This is a genomic window from Pseudomonas karstica (genome assembly GCF_009707515.1).
GTDB classification, from domain to species: Bacteria; Pseudomonadota; Gammaproteobacteria; order Pseudomonadales; family Pseudomonadaceae; genus Aquipseudomonas; species Aquipseudomonas karstica.
In genome coordinates this window covers 139,928-156,401 of the sequence record NZ_WLYI01000004.1, presented here as the reverse complement: position 1 = coordinate 156,401, position 16,474 = coordinate 139,928, and the positions used below count along the sequence as shown (strand labels likewise).

Genomic DNA, 16,474 nt, shown 5'->3' with positions numbered 1-16,474 from the left:
AAAATGCCCCGATCTTTCGATCGGGGCATTTTTATGTCTGAACGCAGTGTTTTAGGCCGCGATTGACAGTTTCAGCTTGTTCATCGCACTTTTTTCAAGCTGACGAATCCGCTCAGCCGATACGTTGTACTTCTGCGCCAGGTCGTGCAGCGTGGCTTTTTCTTCGGCCAGCCAACGCTGGTAGAGGATGTCACGGCTGCGGTCGTCCAGCACTTCCAGCGCTTCGTGCAGGTTGTGGTTGGAGTTGTCGCTCCAGTCGGCGTCTTCCAGTTGACGCGCCGGGTCGTACCGGTGGTCTTCCAGATAGTTGGCGGGCGATTGGAAGGCGCTGTCGTCATCCGCTTCCGCGGCCGGGTCGAAGGCCATGTCATGGCCGGTCAGGCGACTTTCCATCTCACGCACTTCTCGAGGCTCTACACCGAGGCTTTCCGCCACACGATGCACTTCCTCGTTGTTCAGCCATGCCAAACGTTTTTTCTGGCTGCGCAGGTTAAAGAACAGTTTGCGCTGGGCCTTGGTGGTCGCGACTTTCACGATACGCCAGTTGCGCAGGATGAATTCGTGGATTTCCGCCTTGATCCAGTGCACGGCGAACGACACCAGGCGCACACCCATCTCCGGGTTGAAGCGCTTCACGGCTTTCATCAGGCCAACGTTACCTTCCTGGATCAGGTCAGCCTGGGCCAGGCCGTAACCGGAATAGCTACGGGCAATATGTACAACAAAACGCAGGTGGGCGAGCACCATCTGCCGAGCCGCCCCCAAATCCTGCTCATAATAGAGACTCTCGGCCAGTTCACGCTCCTGCTCCGGCGTCAGCAAGGGAATGCTGTTGACCGTGTGCACATAGGCCTCCAGGTTCGCACCCGGGACCAGAGCATAAACAGGTTGCAAAGAAGTGGTCATACGAATAAACCTCCGACTCACATAACTCGTGCAGTTCAGCACTGCGAAAATTGACCGGGAACCGTAGGACAAGTTCCTTAAACTACTGATACGGCCAATACAAACAAAACCACATTAATCTGACATTAATTACTTCGGTGCCAGCTCACGTAAATGCCGTGCCACCGCAATCCATGCACCGATATACCCCAACAATACCGCACCAAGCAAGAGCGATAGACCATCGGCGACCGGAACCCCGGCCAAGGCAAAATCACTGCCATATAAACCGGCCAGCCCGACCACCGCGTCGTTCAACCAATCCAGGCCAAATGCCAACACGCCCCAGGATAGAACCCCAGCACCGAAACCATACAACGCGCCCATGTACAGAAATGGACGACGCACATAGCTGTCCGTGCCTCCGACCAGTTTAATCACTTCTATCTCGGTGCGACGGTTTTCAATATGAAGACGAATGGTATTACCTATCACCAAAAGTAATGCAGAAACCAACAGCACTGTCAGGCCGAAGACAAACCGGTCGCCCAGCTTGAGAATTGCCGCCAGACGTTCGACCCAAACCAGGTCAAGTTGCGCCTGTTGCACCTTGGGCAACTCAGCCAGTTTTTGGCGCAAGGCTTCCAGGGTTGGCTTGTCGACTTCATTGGGCGTCACCAGCACCACGCCAGGCAGCGGGTTTTCCGGCAGCTCTTTAAGCGCTTCGCCCAGGCCTGACTGTTGCTGGAACTCTTCCAGCGCCTGGTCACGACTGATGTACGCGGCATCAGCCACACCAGGCAGGTTCTTGATCTGCTCACGCAGGGCCTCGCCTTCGGTAGCGCTGGCATCCAGGTTCAAGTACAGGGAGATCTGTGCCGCACGCTGCCAGGAACCGCCCAGGCGCTCCACATTACCAAGCAGCAACGACAAGCCCATTGGCAGGCTCAAGGCCACAGCCATGACCAGGCAGGTGAAAAAGCTGCCGATCGGCTGTTTACCCAAACGACGCAGGCTGTCCAGCAAACTGGCGCGATGACTTTCGATCCAGGCGTGCATCAACGTGCTGAAGTCCGGCCCGTCATCTTCGTCGCGTTTTTTCTTCGCCGGCGCAGGGTCGGCTGGTTTCGGCGCGACGCGCTCGGAAACTTTCGGGCTGCGTGTCGCACTCATACCCCTGCCTCCCCATCGCCAATCAGGCGGCCGCGTTGCAGGGTCAGCATGCGATGACGCATGCGAGCGATCAACGCCAGGTCGTGACTGGCGATCAGCACGCTGGTACCCAGGCGGTTGATGTCTTCAAACACGCCCATGATTTCGGCCGCCAGGCGCGGGTCGAGGTTACCAGTGGGCTCATCCGCCAACAGCAAGGCCGGCCGGTGGACGATGGCACGAGCAATGCCGACGCGCTGTTGCTGGCCGGTAGACAGGTCGCCGGGGTACAGGTCGGTCTTGTCCGAAAGTGCCACGCGCTCCAGGGCCGAATCCACCCGCTTGATGATTTCCGCCTTGGACAACCCGAGAATCTGCAAGGGCAAGGCAATGTTGTTGAACACCGTACGATCAAACAACAATTGATGATTCTGGAACACCACGCCAATTTGACGGCGCAAAAACGGAATTTGCGCATTGCTGATGGTGGCCAGGTCCTGCCCTGCCAGCAGCAACTTACCGGTGGTTGGGCGTTCCATGGCCAGCAACAGGCGCAACAACGTACTTTTACCGGCACCCGAGTGGCCGGTGACAAACAAAAATTCGCCGCGGCGCACCCGGAAACTCAGCTCATGCAAGCCGACATGACCGTTGGCGTAGCGTTTACCCACCTGCTCGAAACGAATCATGAACGCTCCCGCTCGGCAAAAAGTGCCTGGACAAAGGGTTCGGCCTCAAAAGTGCGCAGGTCGTCGATGCCTTCACCGACGCCGATGTAACGAATCGGCAACCCGAACTGCTTGGCCAGAGCGAAGATCACCCCGCCCTTGGCCGTGCCATCGAGCTTAGTCAATGCCAGGCCAGTCAGTTGGACCGTCTGGTGGAATTGCTTGGCCTGGCTGATGGCGTTCTGGCCGGTGCCAGCGTCCAGTACCAGCAGTACTTCATGGGGCGCGTCAGCGTCCAGTTTGCCGATGACCCGACGCACTTTCTTCAACTCTTCCATCAAGTTGTCTTTGGTGTGCAGGCGACCGGCGGTATCGGCGATCAGCACATCGATGTTACGGGCCTTGGCAGCCTGCACTGCATCGAAGATCACCGACGCGGAATCAGCGCCAGTGTGCTGGGCAATCACCGGGATCTTGTTGCGCTCACCCCATACTTGCAACTGCTCCACGGCAGCGGCCCGGAAAGTGTCACCGGCGGCGAGCATGACTTTCTTGCCCTCCAGCTGCAGCTTCTTGGCCAACTTGCCGATGGTGGTGGTCTTGCCGGCACCGTTGACGCCGACCACCAGAATCACAAAAGGCTTGTTCTGCGAGGTGATGACCAGTGGCGCTTCCACCGGCTTGAGCATGGAGGCCAACTCGGCCTGCAGGGATTTGTAGAGTGCATCGGCGTCAGTCAACTGCTTGCGCGCGACCTTCTGGGTCAGGCTCTGGATGATCACCCCAGTGGCTTCTACGCCCACGTCAGCGGTCAGCAGGCGGGTTTCGATGTCTTCGAGCAACTCATCATCGATGGTCTTCTTGCCCAGAAACAGGCTGGCCATGCCCTCGCCGATACTGGCGCTGGTTTTGCTCAGTCCTTGCTTGAGGCGAGCGAAGAAGCCGGTCTTGCTGGCTTCGGTGGCAGCAACAGGCTCCTCAATAATGGCGGGAGCCGCGACAGGCTCGACAACAACAGGCGCAGGCACTTCAACCACAGGCGGCTCTTCAACCACCACATGCACCGGCTCCACAAGGGCCGGAATCGGCGGCGGCACGTGCTCGGCCTGGGCGTCTTCGACCAGCGCTACTGGCTCTTCCGCCACCGGCAAGACCAGCCATGGCTTGTGCTCAGGCTCAAGCGTGACTTCCGGCTCTGGCTCGACCGGCAGCAGCACCGGCTCAACCAGAGGCACCGGGACTTCGGCAGTCGGTTCGGCCTCTACTGCCACCGGCTCGGGAATGAGCTCAGGTTGAACGCTCGACTGTTCGACGACGGTTTCCTGCGGCTTTTTGCGCAGCCATCCGAACAGGCCTTTTTTCTCGCCAGCCGCAGCTGGGGTCTTCTTGTCGTCGTTGGAACCAAACATGGAGGACGGCTATCTCAAGGTAGCGACGCGCCAGGGGCGCCTCGGTAAATAAAATTCGATGCAGAACAGACTGCTTTAAAGCCCGCTTGTTCATGCGCAACATTTTGTAAGGCGTAAATAAGGCCTCAACAAATCGACTCAATATAGGACTGAGGCGATAAAATCGGCGAAAACTGGGAGATATTCGGGGAAAACCACGACTAACACCAACATCCCTACGACTGAATCCGTAACGATATGCCTGCCCAGGGTCTTGATAGCCGTGGTCGCCAGTAAATCGGATCGTTATCCTAGCACCTCCTCGCCCGCCGACGCTAAGACCAAGCGGGCAGCCCAACAGGTTTAAAAACGAATGAATGCTCTAGCCCGCCGCGCCGCAGGCCTGCTGCTCAGCACAGTTTGTCTGCCTCTTTCAGCCCTCGCTGCCGACCCACAACCCACCCATGAATTCACCTTGGACAACGGCCTCAAGGTCATCGTGCGCGAAGATCATCGTGCGCCCGTGGTGGTTTCCCAGGTCTGGTACAAGGTCGGTTCGAGCTATGAAACCCCGGGGCAGACCGGTTTGTCCCACGCCCTTGAGCACATGATGTTCAAGGGCAGCGCCAAGGTCGGCCCAGGCGAAGCCTCGCTGATCCTGCGAGACCTGGGCGCCGAAGAGAACGCCTTCACCAGCGATGACTACACCGCCTATTACCAGGTCCTGGCCCGTGACCGCCTGGGCGTCGCCTTCGAACTGGAAGCCGATCGCATGGCCAGCCTGCGCCTGCCGGCCGACGAGTTCAGCCGCGAAATCGAGGTAATCAAGGAAGAGCGCCGCCTGCGCACCGACGACAACCCGATGTCCAAGGCCTACGAGCGCTTCAAGGCCATGGCTTATCCGGCCAGCGGCTATCACACGCCGACCATCGGCTGGATGGCCGACCTGGACCGCATGAAGGTTGAAGAACTGCGCCACTGGTACCAATCGTGGTACGTGCCGAACAACGCCACCTTGGTGGTGGTCGGCGACGTCACCCCGGATGAGGTGAAAACCCTGGCCCAGCGCTACTTCGGCCCGATCCCCAAACGTGACGTACCGCCAGCGAAGATCCCCCTGGAGCTGGCCGAGCCTGGCCAGCGCCTGCTGACGATGCATGTGCAGACCCAACTGCCGAGCGTGATTCTCGGCTTTAATGTACCCAGCCTCGCCACCACTGAAGACAAACGCTCGGTCAACGCCCTGCGCCTGATTTCGGCGTTGCTGGATGGCGGCTACAGCGCACGGATCCCGACTCAACTGGAACGTGGTGAAGAATTGGTCTCCGGCGCCTCGTCCGACTACGACGCCTACACCCGGGGCGACAGCCTGTTCACCCTGACCGCCACACCGAACCAGCAAAAACACAAAACCGTCGCCCAGGCCGAAGCTGGCCTGTGGCGCCTGCTGGATGAGTTGAAAGCCAAACCACCGACCGGCGATGAACTGGAGCGGATCCGCGCCCAGGTCATCGCCGGTGTGGTCTACGAACGCGACTCCATCACTAGCCAGGCCACCGCCATTGGCTCCCTGGAAACTGTCGGCCTGTCCTGGAGGCTCATGGACACGGAACTGGCCGAGCTGCAAAGCGTGACGGCCGAAGATATCCAGAAAGCCGCGCGCACCTATTTCACCCGCGAACGCTTAAGCGTCGCCCATGTATTGCCCCAGGAGACAGCTCATGAGTGAGCGCAAAAACAACCGTCTGGTCTTGCCCGGCCTGATCGTTGTCACCCTGGCTGCCGCATGTGCCGTGTATTTTCTGCGCCCAAGTGACTCCGTCGCCAGCCAGGCGCTGGACCAGGCCAAGTCCGCCAACACCTTGCAATCGCTGGCCGAACTTGACGGCAAGGCCCCGACCAACCGCAAGCTCGACGTGCAAACCTGGAACACCGCCGAAGGCGCCAAGGTGTTGTTCGTCGAAGCCCACGAACTGCCGATGTTCGATATACGCATCCTGTTCGCCGCCGGCAGCAGCCAGGACGGCAATACACCCGGCCTGGCGTTGCTGACCAACGCCATGCTCAACGAAGGCGTGCCAGGCAAGGATGTCGGCCAGATTGCCGCCGGTTTTGAAGGCCTGGGGGCGGATTTCGGCAATGGCGCCTACCGTGACATGGCGCAGATGTCCTTGCGCGGCCTGAGTGCCAGCGACAAGCGAGACGCCGCCCTGGCGCTGTTTGACGACGTGATCGGCAAACCCACCTTCCCCGCCGACTCCCTGGCACGGATCAAGAACCAACTGTTGGCCAGCTTCGAATACCAGAAACAGAACCCCGGCAAGCTGGCAGGCATCGAGCTGTTCAAGCGCCTGTATGGCGATCACCCATACGCTCACCCAAGTGAAGGTACTGCCCAGAGCGTCCCCGGCATTACCCTCGCACAGCTGCGCGAATTCCACGCCAAAGCCTATGCAGCGGGAAATGCAGTGATTGCAGTGGTGGGCGACCTGTCCCGCGCCGAGGCCGAGGCCATGACCGCCAAGGTGTCCGCGTCGATGCCCAAAGGCCCGGCACTGGTGAAGATCGCCCAACCTGTCGAACCTCAGGCTGGCCTCAGCCACATCGAGTTCCCGTCCAAGCAGACGCACTTGCTGTTCGCGCAACTGGGCATCGACCGTACCGATCCGGACTACGCCGCGCTGTCCATGGGTAACCAGATTCTTGGCGGTGGTGGCTTCGGTACACGACTGATGAACGAAGTGCGTGAAAAGCGCGGCTTGACCTATGGCGTCTACTCCGGATTCTCGCCGATGCAGGTCCGTGGCCCGTTCATGATCAAACTGCAAACCCGCGCCGAAATGAGCGGCGGCACATTGCGCCTGGTAGAACAGGTGCTTGCCGACTATCTCAAGACCGGTCCGACGCAAAAAGAACTGGACGACGCCAAGCGTGAGCTGGCTGGCAGCTTCCCGCTGTCTACCGCCAGCAACGCCGATATCGTCGGGCAGTTGGGCGCCATGGGTTTCTACAATCTTCCGCTGAGCTACCTGGAGGATTTCATGAAACAATCCCAGGCCCTGACCGTCGAACAGGTCAAAGCCGCCCTGAACAAACACTTGAGCGCCGACAAGATGGTCATCGTGACCGCCGGCCCGACCATTGCGCAAAAGCCACTACCGCCCCCCACTGATAAACCCGCCGAGCAACCGCTCGGGGTTCCGGAGCATTAATGGCTAGTCCATCCCGTCCCAAGAAACCTGTCCATAACGTCCATAACGGTGTGGGCCAACTGCGCATCATTGCAGGTATTTGGCGCAGCCGTAAGCTGAGCTTCCCTGATGTAGTGGGCCTGCGCCCGACGCCGGACCGGGTCCGCGAGACCCTGTTCAATTGGCTCGCGCCTTATATCGAAGGGGCCAAGGTCCTCGACCCGTTCGCTGGCAGCGGTGCGCTGTTCCTCGAAGCCCTGTCCCGTGGCGCCGCCCTGGGCCAGGCGCTGGACGCCAGCAACGTCGCCGTCGCCAGCCTCAAGGAACACCTGGGCACCTTGCACTGCACCACCGGCCAGGTACAAACCGCCGATGCCCTGCGCTACCTGGAAACCCAGGCGGCCAGCGCATTTGACGTGGTGTTCCTCGACCCGCCGTTCAACCAGAACCTGCTGCCCACCGTCTGCGCCCTGCTGGAAGAGCGCCAATGGCTGGCCGAAAGCGCCTGGATCTACACAGAAAGCGAAACCGCGCCGTCGATCCTGGGCCTGCCCGCCACCTGGCGCCTGCATCGGGAACAAAAATCCGGACGGGTGTATTACGCGCTGTGGCAACGTACGGCAGAGAACGCCGAATAATCGATCGGCCTGAATCAGGTGCTCCGACCCACGGAGCACCTGCTGCGAGAATCATCGTGTCAAAAAACCCCGACCGCTTCACGCCGGCTTTCGGCCTTGGCAACCCGCACCTGCAAACGCTGTGGGGGCCACTGTGGCGCAAGACCACCCATATCGAACGCCAGCGCGAACGGCTGTGGCTGGCTGACGGCGACTTTCTCGACCTCGACTGGCACGGTCCCCATGACGCACAGGCCCCTTTGGTACTGGTACTACATGGGCTGACCGGCTCTTCCAACTCGCCTTATGTGGCCGGCCTGCAAAAAGCCCTGGCGGCTCAAGGCTGGGCCAGCGCGGCGTTGAATTGGCGTGGCTGTTCGGGAGAGCCTAATTTGCTGGCGCGCAGTTACCACTCCGGCGCCAGTGAAGACCTGGCCGCCGCCATTGCTCACCTGCAGGCCAAGCGCCCGTTGGCGCCGCTGTTTGCCGTGGGTTACTCGCTGGGTGGCAATGTTCTACTCAAGCACCTGGGGGAAACCGGCGAGACGTCCGGGCTGCAAGGCGCGGCGGCGGTATCGGTGCCGTTTCGCCTGGATCAGTGCGCCGATCGTATTGGCCTGGGGTTTTCGCGGGTGTATCAACGGCATTTCATGCGCGAGATGCTCGCCTACATCCGGGTTAAGCAAGGTCAGTTCCTGAAGGATGGCCGCGAAGACGGGCTGAAAACCCTGGCGGACCTCGGCTCGCTGGAAAAGATGCGTACGTTCTGGGACTTTGATGGCCGGGTCACCGCGCCGTTGCACGGTTTTCTCAACGCAGAGGACTACTACCGTCGCGCCTCCAGCCGCTATTACCTGGGGGCAATTCGCACCCCCACGCTGATTATCCAGGCGGCTGATGATCCCTTCGTGTTCGCCTACAGCCTGCCAGAGGCCAGCGAACTGTCAGATTGCACCGAGTTCGAGTTGCTGGCCAAGGGTGGGCATGTGGGATTTGTCGATGGCACGCTGAAACAACCCGGTTACTACCTGGAACGGCGTATTCCAGAGTGGCTACTGGCTTTGTAGCCGCTGGCGCAGCCTGCGATCGGCTGCGCAGCAGTCGTTTGGGGCCTGAAATCGCTGAAGGTCCTGCGGCCCTTGTCGCAGCCTCGTGCCTCGACAGCGGCTACAAGTAGATCAAGTTCGTACAAATAGCACTCAGTCGCCTGTCGCAATCGCCCGTTTAGGATCAGTAATCCATTCACTCCACGAACCGGCATACAGCTTGCCCAACGGGTAACCCGCCAGGCACAGGGCGAACAGGTTATGGCAGGCCGTCACCCCCGAACCGCAGTAAGCCACCAACTCTTGTGGCGCACGGTCTTGCAGCTTGGCAGCGAAGCGCTGTTTGAGCTGCTCCGCCGGCAAGAAAAGACCGTCGCCACCCAGGTTTTCATTGAACGCCGCACATTGCGCGCCAGGGATATGCCCGGCAATCGGGTCAATCGGCTCCACTTCACCGCGAAAACGCGGCTGGGCGCGAGCATCGATCAGGGTCAAATCTGGCCGATCCAGGCGTTTTTGCAGGTGTTCGGCGTCCAGCAGCAGGCGATTGTCCGGCGTGCCCGCAAAGGTGCCAGGTTCAAGTACCGGAGCGTCCAGGCTCAAGGGGAAACCCGCGCCATGCCAGGCCTTCAAGCCGCCATCGAGAATAAACACAGCGTCACGCTTGCCCAGCCAAGCCAGGAGCCACCAAGCCCGGGCGGCGTAAGCGCCAGGGCCGTCGTCATACAGAACGATCTCGCTATCGGCATTAACCCCCCAGGCTCGCAACTGTTGGATCAGTGTTTGCGCAGCCGGCAGCGGATGACGACCGGTCACTCCCTTGGTCACCGGCCCGCTGAGGTGACGCTCCAGGTCAGCGTACTGCGCACCTTCGATATGCCCCTCGGCATAGCTGCAAAGGCCGTAGTCCGGGTCTTCCAGGGCAAAGCGGCAATCGAGGATCACCAGCCCCGCATGCTTCTGGCGCTCGGCCAGTTGCTGGGGGCTGATCAGTTGAGCAATCGGCATAACGGACTCCTATGAAAGCATCAGGGGGAAATCCTACTTCACTTCTTCCAGCGCCTGGTTCAACGGCACGTAAAACTCTTTGAACAACGCGCTCACCGCCTCTTTCGCCTGCGGTGTCACAAAACCGGCTTCCAATACCAACACTTGATACACCCCACGCTTGATCGCTTCGGCGCTCAACTGAGTGGAGTTTTCGTTGGTGGTGCACAGAAAACGCACCCAGGAGGTAAGAATGATCCAGGCGTTGAGGGTCAAGGCTTCGGTTTGCACCGGGTCCATACTCAAGATACCGGCATCGACAAACCCCTGATAAATGGCGCCGCCCTGGATCAGGCAACGCTGGGAAAACCGCCGATAAGCAGTGGCCAGTTCCGGGTCGCTTTCCAGCAGGTGTTCAAGGTCGCGATGTAAAAAGCGGTAGCGCCACATGCCGGCCAAGACCGCTTGCAGGTAGAAGCGTTTGTCTTCCACCCGCATTGCGCGACCCTGGGGCGGACGCAGGAAGCTGTCCACCAGCGATTCATACTCGCGAAACAGCACAGCGATGATCGCCTGCTTGTTGGGGAAGTGGTAGTACAGGTTGCCCGGTGAAATCTCCATATGGGCAGCGATATGGTTGGTGCTGACACTGCGCTCGCCCTGCTGGTTAAACAGTTCCAGACTGGTTTGCACAATGCGTTCGCTGGTCTTTACTCGTGGTGCCATGGGGGATCAGCTTCGATTACCAGTGATGGGTGGCATCTTACGGCCTATCTTTGTCTGGATAAATCCAAGTGTTGCTGCAATGTTATTTGACAATTTAGAGCAATAACTCTAAACAATGATGCATTCCAATAATAAATGGGAACTGCACCATGCCTGCCAACGTTGCCTACTTGCAAGATTCCCAGGCGCTGGACCAGCTCCAGAGCCTGTTCGAAGCTCAACGGCGCGCCTATGCGGCCAACCCGATGCCAACCGCCGCGCAGCGCCAGCAGTGGCTCAAGACCCTGCGAGAGTTGCTCAGCGATGAGCGTCAGGTGCTGATCGACGCCATCAGCAGCGATTTCAGCCATCGCAGCGCCGATGAAACCCTGTTCGCCGAGCTGATGCCCAGCCTGCACGGCATTCATTACGCCAGTAAACACCTCAAGGGCTGGATGAAACCCTCCCGCCGAGCTGTAGGCATCGCCTTTCAACCTGCGTCGGCCAAAGTCATCTATCAGCCCTTGGGCGTGGTCGGGGTTATCGTGCCCTGGAACTACCCGCTGTACCTGGCCATCGGGCCGCTGGTGGGTGCATTGGCAGCCGGTAACCGGGTGATGCTCAAACTCAGCGAATCCACGCCGGCCACCGGGCAGTTACTCAAGACCTTGTTGGCGAAAATCTTTCCCGAAGACCTGGTGTGCGTGGTGCTGGGCGAAGCCGAAGTGGGCATGGCGTTTTCCAAATTGCCCTTTGATCACCTGTTGTTCACCGGCGCCACCAGCATCGGCAAGCACGTGATGCGCGCTGCTGCGGAACACCTGACCCCAGTGACCCTGGAGCTGGGCGGCAAATCGCCAGCCATTGTCTCGGCGGACGTGCCACTCAAGGACGCCGCCGAACGCATCGCCTTCGGCAAGACCTTGAATGCCGGGCAAACCTGCGTCGCTCCCGACTACGTACTGGTACCGCAAGACCGTGTCGACGCATTCATCGAGGCCTACAGCAAGGCGGTTCGCGGCTTCTATCCGACACTTGCCGACAACCCGGACTACACCGCCATCATCAACGAACGGCAATTGGCCCGGCTTAACGGCTACGTCAAGGATGCCACTGACAAAGGAGCTACCCTGATCCCACTGTATGACCAGGGCCAGGCACGGCGCATGCCCCACAGCCTACTGCTGAATGTCAGCGATGAGATGACGGTGATGCAGGACGAGATCTTTGGCCCAGTGCTGCCCATCGTCCCCTATCGCGGCCTAGACCAAGCGATTGCCTACATCAACCAGCGCCCTCGCCCGCTGGCCCTGTATTACTTCGGTTACAACAAGGCAGAACAAAACCGAGTGCTCCACGAGACCCACTCCGGCGGTGTGTGCCTGAACGACACCTTGTTGCATGTAGCCCAGGACGACATGCCCTTCGGCGGCATCGGCCCCTCGGGCATGGGCCATTACCATGGCCACGAAGGCTTCCTGACATTCAGCAAAGCCAAGGGCGTGCTGGTCAAGCAGCGCTTGAACGCGGCGAAACTGATTTACCCGCCCTACGGCAAATCGATCCAGAAGTTGATCCAGAAGTTGTTTATTCGCTGATAACCCACGCAGGGATAACCATAAGAATGAACCCTAGCCTGACTGAAACACCTGGGATGTCGCGGCGCGGCATCCTGAAAATAGGCCTGTGCGCCAGCGCCTTCCTGGCTACCGCCGGCCTGGGCGCCAGCCTCAGCGGTTGCTCCAGCAGCACTCCGGCCAGCGGCTTCGCCCTGTTGCGCAACAGTGACCTGCCGTTTCTACGGGCGGTGATCCCCGTGTTGCTGGAAGGGGCGGCCACCGCCGAGGTGGTTGCGGCCGGCATTGAAGACACCCTGAAGAAGCTCGACTACAGCCTGCAGCACCTGTCGCCGCAGATGTTCAAGCTCACTCAGCAGTTGTTCGATGTGCTGGGCATGGCCGTCACTCGCGGGCCGTTGACCGGCGTATGGGGCAGTTGGGAAAACGCCAGCAGCGATCAGATCCGCCGTTTCCTGCACCGTTGGGAAAACAGCTACCTGAACCTGCTGCGCATGGGCCAGGGGTCGTTGCTCAAGCTGGTGATCATGGCCTGGTACTTCCGGCCCGAATCCTGGGCCCATTGCGGCTACCCCGGGCCACCGAAAATCTGATCGGCCTCCCGATAAAAACCCGATAAAAACAAGAGACGACCCTGATGCCCGTACCCGATCTGTTCCGCGACGGCCTGGCCCGCGGCTGGAAAACCCACAATGGCGCCGCCCTCGACCAGGACCTGACCCTGGAAGCCGATGTCGCGATCATCGGCAGCGGCGCGGGGGGTGGCACCACCGCCGAAATCCTCAGCGCCGCCGGCTACAAGGTGCTGTTGATCGAAGAAGGCCCACTCAAGACCAGCAGCGACTTCAAGTTGCTTGAAGACGAAGCCTACGCCAGCTTGTACCAGGAAGGCATCGGCCGCATGAGCAAGGATGGCGCCATTACCATCCTCCAGGGCCGCGCCGTGGGTGGCACCACGCTGATCAACTGGACCTCCAGCTTCCGCACCCCGGACGCCACCCTCGCCCACTGGGCCAGCGAATACGCGATCAAGGGCCACAGCAGTGCCGAGATGGCGCCCTGGTTTGAAAAAATGGAACAGCGCCTGGGCATCGCACCCTGGGCCGTCCCGCCCAATGCCAACAATGATGTGATCCGCAAAGGCTGCGAGAGCCTCGGCTATAGCTGGCACGTGATCCCGCGCAATGTGCGCGGCTGCTTCAACCTGGGTTATTGCGGCATGGGCTGCCCGGTCAATGCCAAGCAATCGATGTTGGTAACCACCATTCCTTCTACCCTGGAAAAAGGTGGTGAGCTGCTCTACCTCGCCCGCGCCGAACACCTGAAATTCAGCGGCGACACCATTACCAGCCTGGAGTGCGTGGCGATGGATCAACGCTGCGTATCGCCCACCGGCCGCAAGATTACGGTCAAGGCCAGGCATTACGTACTCGCTGGTGGCGGCATCAACAGCCCGGCGTTGTTGATGCGCTCGGACGCACCCGACCCCCACTCGCGAGTGGGCAAGCGCACCTTCCTGCACTTGGTGAACTTCTCTGCCGGGCTGTTCGACGAGGTGATTAACCCGTTCTATGGCGCACCGCAGTCGATCTACTCCGACCATTTCCAATGGCAGGACGGCACCACCGGCAGAATGTCCTACAAGCTCGAAGCTCCGCCCCTGCACCCAGGACTGGCCAGCACCCTGCTGGGCGGCTATGGCACGCAAAACGCCCTGGACATGGGCCAGTTGCCCAACACCCACGCCATGCTGGCACTGTTGCGGGACGGTTTTCACCCCGACAGCCAGGGCGGCGAAGTGGAGTTACGCGGAGACGGCACGCCGGTGCTCGACTACCAGGTTTCTCCCTACGCCTGGGATGGCCTGCGTCGGGCGTTCCATAGCATGGCCGAGATCCAGTTTGCCGGGGGTGCCAAGTCAGTGAAACCGCTGCACCACGACGCACGGTATGTGAAGACCTTGGCCGAGGCCCGCAGCATGATCGACGGCCTGAACCTGGAACTGCATCGCACCTGCCTGGGCAGCGCCCACGTGATGGGCGGTTGCGCCATGGGTGAAGACCCGAAAATTGCCGTGGCCGACAGCCTTGGCCGCCATCACCAGTTGCGCAATCTGTCGATCCACGACGGCTCGTTATTCCCCACCAGCATTGGCGCAAACCCACAGCTTTCGGTGTATGGGCTGACCGCCCAACTGGCGGCAGCACTGACTGAGCGTCTGAAAACAGCATGAAAAATGCGATATTCACCCTGTCTATACTGCTTTCTTGTGAATAAGTTGACTTGGCCGACCGGGATGGCTGCGATACCATCCGGTTCCCCAACGGACTCCGTCAGGACGACCCGATGAACCGAGTGTTGTACCCAGGTACCTTCGACCCGATTACCAAGGGCCATGGCGATCTTGTCGAACGTGCCTCACGCTTGTTCGACCACGTCATCATCGCGGTCGCAGCCAGCCCCAAGAAAAACCCGCTGTTTCCCCTGGAACAGCGTGTGGAGCTGGCCCGTGAGGTCACCAAGCATTTGCCCAACGTCGAAGTTGTCGGCTTCTCGACACTGCTGGCGCATTTCGCCCAGGAACAGAACGCCAATGTGTTCCTGCGTGGCCTGCGCGCAGTATCGGACTTCGAATACGAATTCCAACTGGCCAACATGAACCGTCAACTGGCGCCGGACGTGGAAAGTTTGTTCCTCACCCCGTCGGAACGTTATTCGTTCATTTCCTCGACACTGGTCCGGGAAATTGCCGCTCTGGGCGGAGATATCACCAAGTTCGTGCACCCTGCAGTGGCCGATGCGCTGACCCTTCGCTTCAAGAAGTAACGACCGCTCAATCGGCGCCCGCTCGCACTGCGGGCGCCAATGCGGCACAATTGCGTGCATTAGTTTTCAGATGCCTTGGCAGAGTGCCCTGGCAGGAGTTTCCATGTCCCTGATCATCACCGACGATTGCATCAATTGCGACGTCTGCGAACCCGAGTGCCCGAACGCCGCCATCTCCCAAGGCGAAGAGATCTACGTGATCGACCCCAACCTGTGCACCCAGTGCGTCGGCCACTACGACGAACCCCAGTGCCAGCAGGTCTGCCCGGTGGATTGTATTCCGCTGGATGAAGCCCATCCGGAGACGCAAGAGCAGTTGATGGAGAAGTACCAGCACATTACCGGTAAGGCATAACCCTACTGCTCGTTACCACGTGGAAACGAGCATCAGCTCTGGCACTTAGGGCAGAACACACTCGCCCGTTGCCCCAGCACCACGTTACGCAACTCGGTGCCGCAGACCTTGCATGCCTCACCGCCCCGGCCATACACGAACAATTCCTGCTGGAAATACCCCGGCTGCCCATCGCCACCAATAAAGTCGCGCAAGGTAGTGCCACCACGTTCAATGGCGGCCGCGAGGATGCGTTTGATCTCGATCGCCAGCTTCAGGTAGCGCCCACGGGAAATGCCCCGGGCTTCACGGCGCGGATCAATACCCGCAGCAAACAACGCTTCGGTCGCGTAGATATTGCCCACCCCCACCACCACTGCGTTATCCATGATGAACGGCTTGACCGCCATCGAGCGCCCCCGGGACAGCTGAAACAAGCGGTCACCATCAAACAGGTCGGTCAAGGGCTCTGGCCCCAGGCGGATCAGCAGTTCATGGTTCAGCGGATCGAGGCTCCACAGCATCGCGCCAAAACGCCGAGGGTCGGTGTAGCGCAAGGCCAGGCCAGACTCCAGCTCAATGTCCACATGCTCATGCTTGGCCGCCGGCATGCCGACTTCCACCAGGCGCAAATTACCGGACATGCCCAAATGGCTGATCAAGGTACCCACTTCAGCATTGATCAACAGGTACTTGGCCCGCCGCTCCACCAGCACGATGCGTTGCCCGGACAGGCGCACATCGAGGTCTTCCGGAATCGGCCAGCGCAAGCGTCGCTCCCTTACCACCACGCGGCTGACCCGCTGGCCTTCCAGGTGCGGTGCAATACCGCGCCGGGTGGTTTCGACTTCAGGTAACTCTGGCATGTTTACCTCATAAACTAACGTGATCCAGCACCAGATGGCCGATGCTGCTCCATTCGTGGTCACTCTTCTGATTGCCCAGCACTCTGGACCAAGGGGCGATTCTACCCGTTATGCAAACCTGGCCGGCACCTCAAAAACCGAACGAAATCCCAGCACTGTAGGAGCGAGCTTGCTCGCGAAACCCGTTAACGATCACCCAACGCTATCAGATAGCCCGCATCTCCTATTCGCT

At 59.9% G+C, this 16,474-nt stretch carries 16 protein-coding genes; 9 read left to right on the top strand and 7 right to left on the bottom strand.

All coding sequences use genetic code 11. The features are described from left to right. Nucleotides 1-51 precede the first annotated feature (51 nt). The 4 genes from rpoH to ftsY all read right to left on the bottom strand — a co-directional run bounded on the left by rpoH (nt 52) and on the right by ftsY (nt 4,114). Nucleotides 52-906 carry an RNA polymerase sigma factor RpoH gene (gene rpoH, locus GIR22_RS04705; RefSeq protein ID WP_017845020.1) on the bottom strand — a complete coding sequence of 285 codons (855 nt, stop codon included), beginning with the start codon at nt 904-906 and terminating at the stop codon, nt 52-54. A 129-nt stretch (nt 907-1,035) separates the two neighbouring features. After that, nucleotides 1,036-2,058 (bottom strand): permease-like cell division protein FtsX, encoded by a 1,023-nt coding sequence (gene ftsX, locus GIR22_RS04700; RefSeq protein ID WP_154742188.1) that lies wholly within the window; start codon nt 2,056-2,058, stop codon nt 1,036-1,038. Next, nucleotides 2,055-2,726, bottom strand: a complete 672-nt coding sequence (gene ftsE, locus GIR22_RS04695; RefSeq protein WP_017476533.1) for a cell division ATP-binding protein FtsE — start codon at nt 2,724-2,726, stop codon at nt 2,055-2,057. Before ftsE ends, ftsX begins: the two co-directional genes overlap by 4 nt. After that, nucleotides 2,723-4,114 (bottom strand): signal recognition particle-docking protein FtsY, encoded by a 1,392-nt coding sequence (gene ftsY / locus GIR22_RS04690; protein ID WP_154742187.1) that lies wholly within the window; start codon nt 4,112-4,114, stop codon nt 2,723-2,725. The genes ftsE and ftsY overlap by 4 nt, the downstream gene beginning before the upstream one ends. A 352-nt stretch (nt 4,115-4,466) precedes the next feature. Here ftsY and GIR22_RS04685 point away from each other — a divergent pair, with 352 nt between their 5' ends. From GIR22_RS04685 to GIR22_RS04670, 4 genes are read left to right on the top strand one after another with little or no spacing between them, the layout of a single operon-like run. Then, entirely contained in the window at nt 4,467-5,822 is a 1,356-nt protein-coding gene (locus tag GIR22_RS04685; protein WP_154742186.1) for a M16 family metallopeptidase, read from the top strand. Continuing rightward, nucleotides 5,815-7,305, top strand: a complete 1,491-nt coding sequence (locus GIR22_RS04680; RefSeq protein WP_154742185.1) for a M16 family metallopeptidase — start codon at nt 5,815-5,817, stop codon at nt 7,303-7,305. The genes GIR22_RS04685 and GIR22_RS04680 overlap by 8 nt, the downstream gene beginning before the upstream one ends. Then, nucleotides 7,305-7,922 (top strand): 16S rRNA (guanine(966)-N(2))-methyltransferase RsmD, encoded by a 618-nt coding sequence (rsmD, locus tag GIR22_RS04675; RefSeq protein ID WP_154742184.1) that lies wholly within the window; start codon nt 7,305-7,307, stop codon nt 7,920-7,922. The genes GIR22_RS04680 and rsmD overlap by 1 nt, the downstream gene beginning before the upstream one ends. A 56-nt stretch (nt 7,923-7,978) precedes the next feature. Continuing rightward, nucleotides 7,979-8,968 carry a hydrolase gene (locus GIR22_RS04670; protein WP_178122088.1) on the top strand — a complete coding sequence of 330 codons (990 nt, stop codon included), beginning with the start codon at nt 7,979-7,981 and terminating at the stop codon, nt 8,966-8,968. Between the two features lie 132 nt (nt 8,969-9,100). Here GIR22_RS04670 and GIR22_RS04665 read toward each other — a convergent pair whose 3' ends face one another. Continuing rightward, nucleotides 9,101-9,955, bottom strand: coding sequence for a sulfurtransferase (locus GIR22_RS04665; RefSeq protein WP_154742183.1), 855 nt, complete (start codon nt 9,953-9,955; stop codon nt 9,101-9,103). A gap of 33 nt (nt 9,956-9,988) precedes the next feature. Further along, nucleotides 9,989-10,660 (bottom strand): TetR/AcrR family transcriptional regulator, encoded by a 672-nt coding sequence (locus GIR22_RS04660; protein ID WP_154742182.1) that lies wholly within the window; start codon nt 10,658-10,660, stop codon nt 9,989-9,991. Between the two features lie 149 nt (nt 10,661-10,809). Between GIR22_RS04660 and GIR22_RS04655 the strand changes: the two genes are divergently transcribed. The 5 genes from GIR22_RS04655 to GIR22_RS04635 all read left to right on the top strand — a co-directional run bounded on the left by GIR22_RS04655 (nt 10,810) and on the right by GIR22_RS04635 (nt 15,397). Then, nucleotides 10,810-12,237: a coniferyl aldehyde dehydrogenase gene (locus GIR22_RS04655; protein ID WP_154742181.1), complete on the top strand. Its 1,428-nt coding sequence runs from the start codon at nt 10,810-10,812 to the stop codon at nt 12,235-12,237. A gap of 26 nt (nt 12,238-12,263) precedes the next feature. Then, a complete protein-coding gene (locus tag GIR22_RS04650) occupies nt 12,264-12,809 on the top strand; it encodes a twin-arginine translocation pathway signal protein (RefSeq protein ID WP_154742180.1) in 546 nt (181 codons plus the stop codon). Between the two features lie 44 nt (nt 12,810-12,853). After that, a complete protein-coding gene (locus tag GIR22_RS04645; protein ID WP_154742179.1) occupies nt 12,854-14,449 on the top strand; it encodes a GMC family oxidoreductase in 1,596 nt (531 codons plus the stop codon). A 113-nt stretch (nt 14,450-14,562) separates the two neighbouring features. After that, a complete protein-coding gene (gene coaD, locus GIR22_RS04640) occupies nt 14,563-15,042 on the top strand; it encodes a pantetheine-phosphate adenylyltransferase (RefSeq protein WP_154742178.1) in 480 nt (159 codons plus the stop codon). A 103-nt stretch (nt 15,043-15,145) separates the two neighbouring features. Next, nucleotides 15,146-15,397 carry a YfhL family 4Fe-4S dicluster ferredoxin gene (locus GIR22_RS04635; RefSeq protein WP_154742177.1) on the top strand — a complete coding sequence of 84 codons (252 nt, stop codon included), beginning with the start codon at nt 15,146-15,148 and terminating at the stop codon, nt 15,395-15,397. Nucleotides 15,398-15,429: 32 nt separating this feature from the next. On the opposite strand, the gene mutM is transcribed toward GIR22_RS04635, so the two are convergent. Then, a complete protein-coding gene (gene mutM / locus GIR22_RS04630; RefSeq protein WP_154742176.1) occupies nt 15,430-16,242 on the bottom strand; it encodes a bifunctional DNA-formamidopyrimidine glycosylase/DNA-(apurinic or apyrimidinic site) lyase in 813 nt (270 codons plus the stop codon). Nucleotides 16,243-16,474 lie beyond the last annotated feature (232 nt).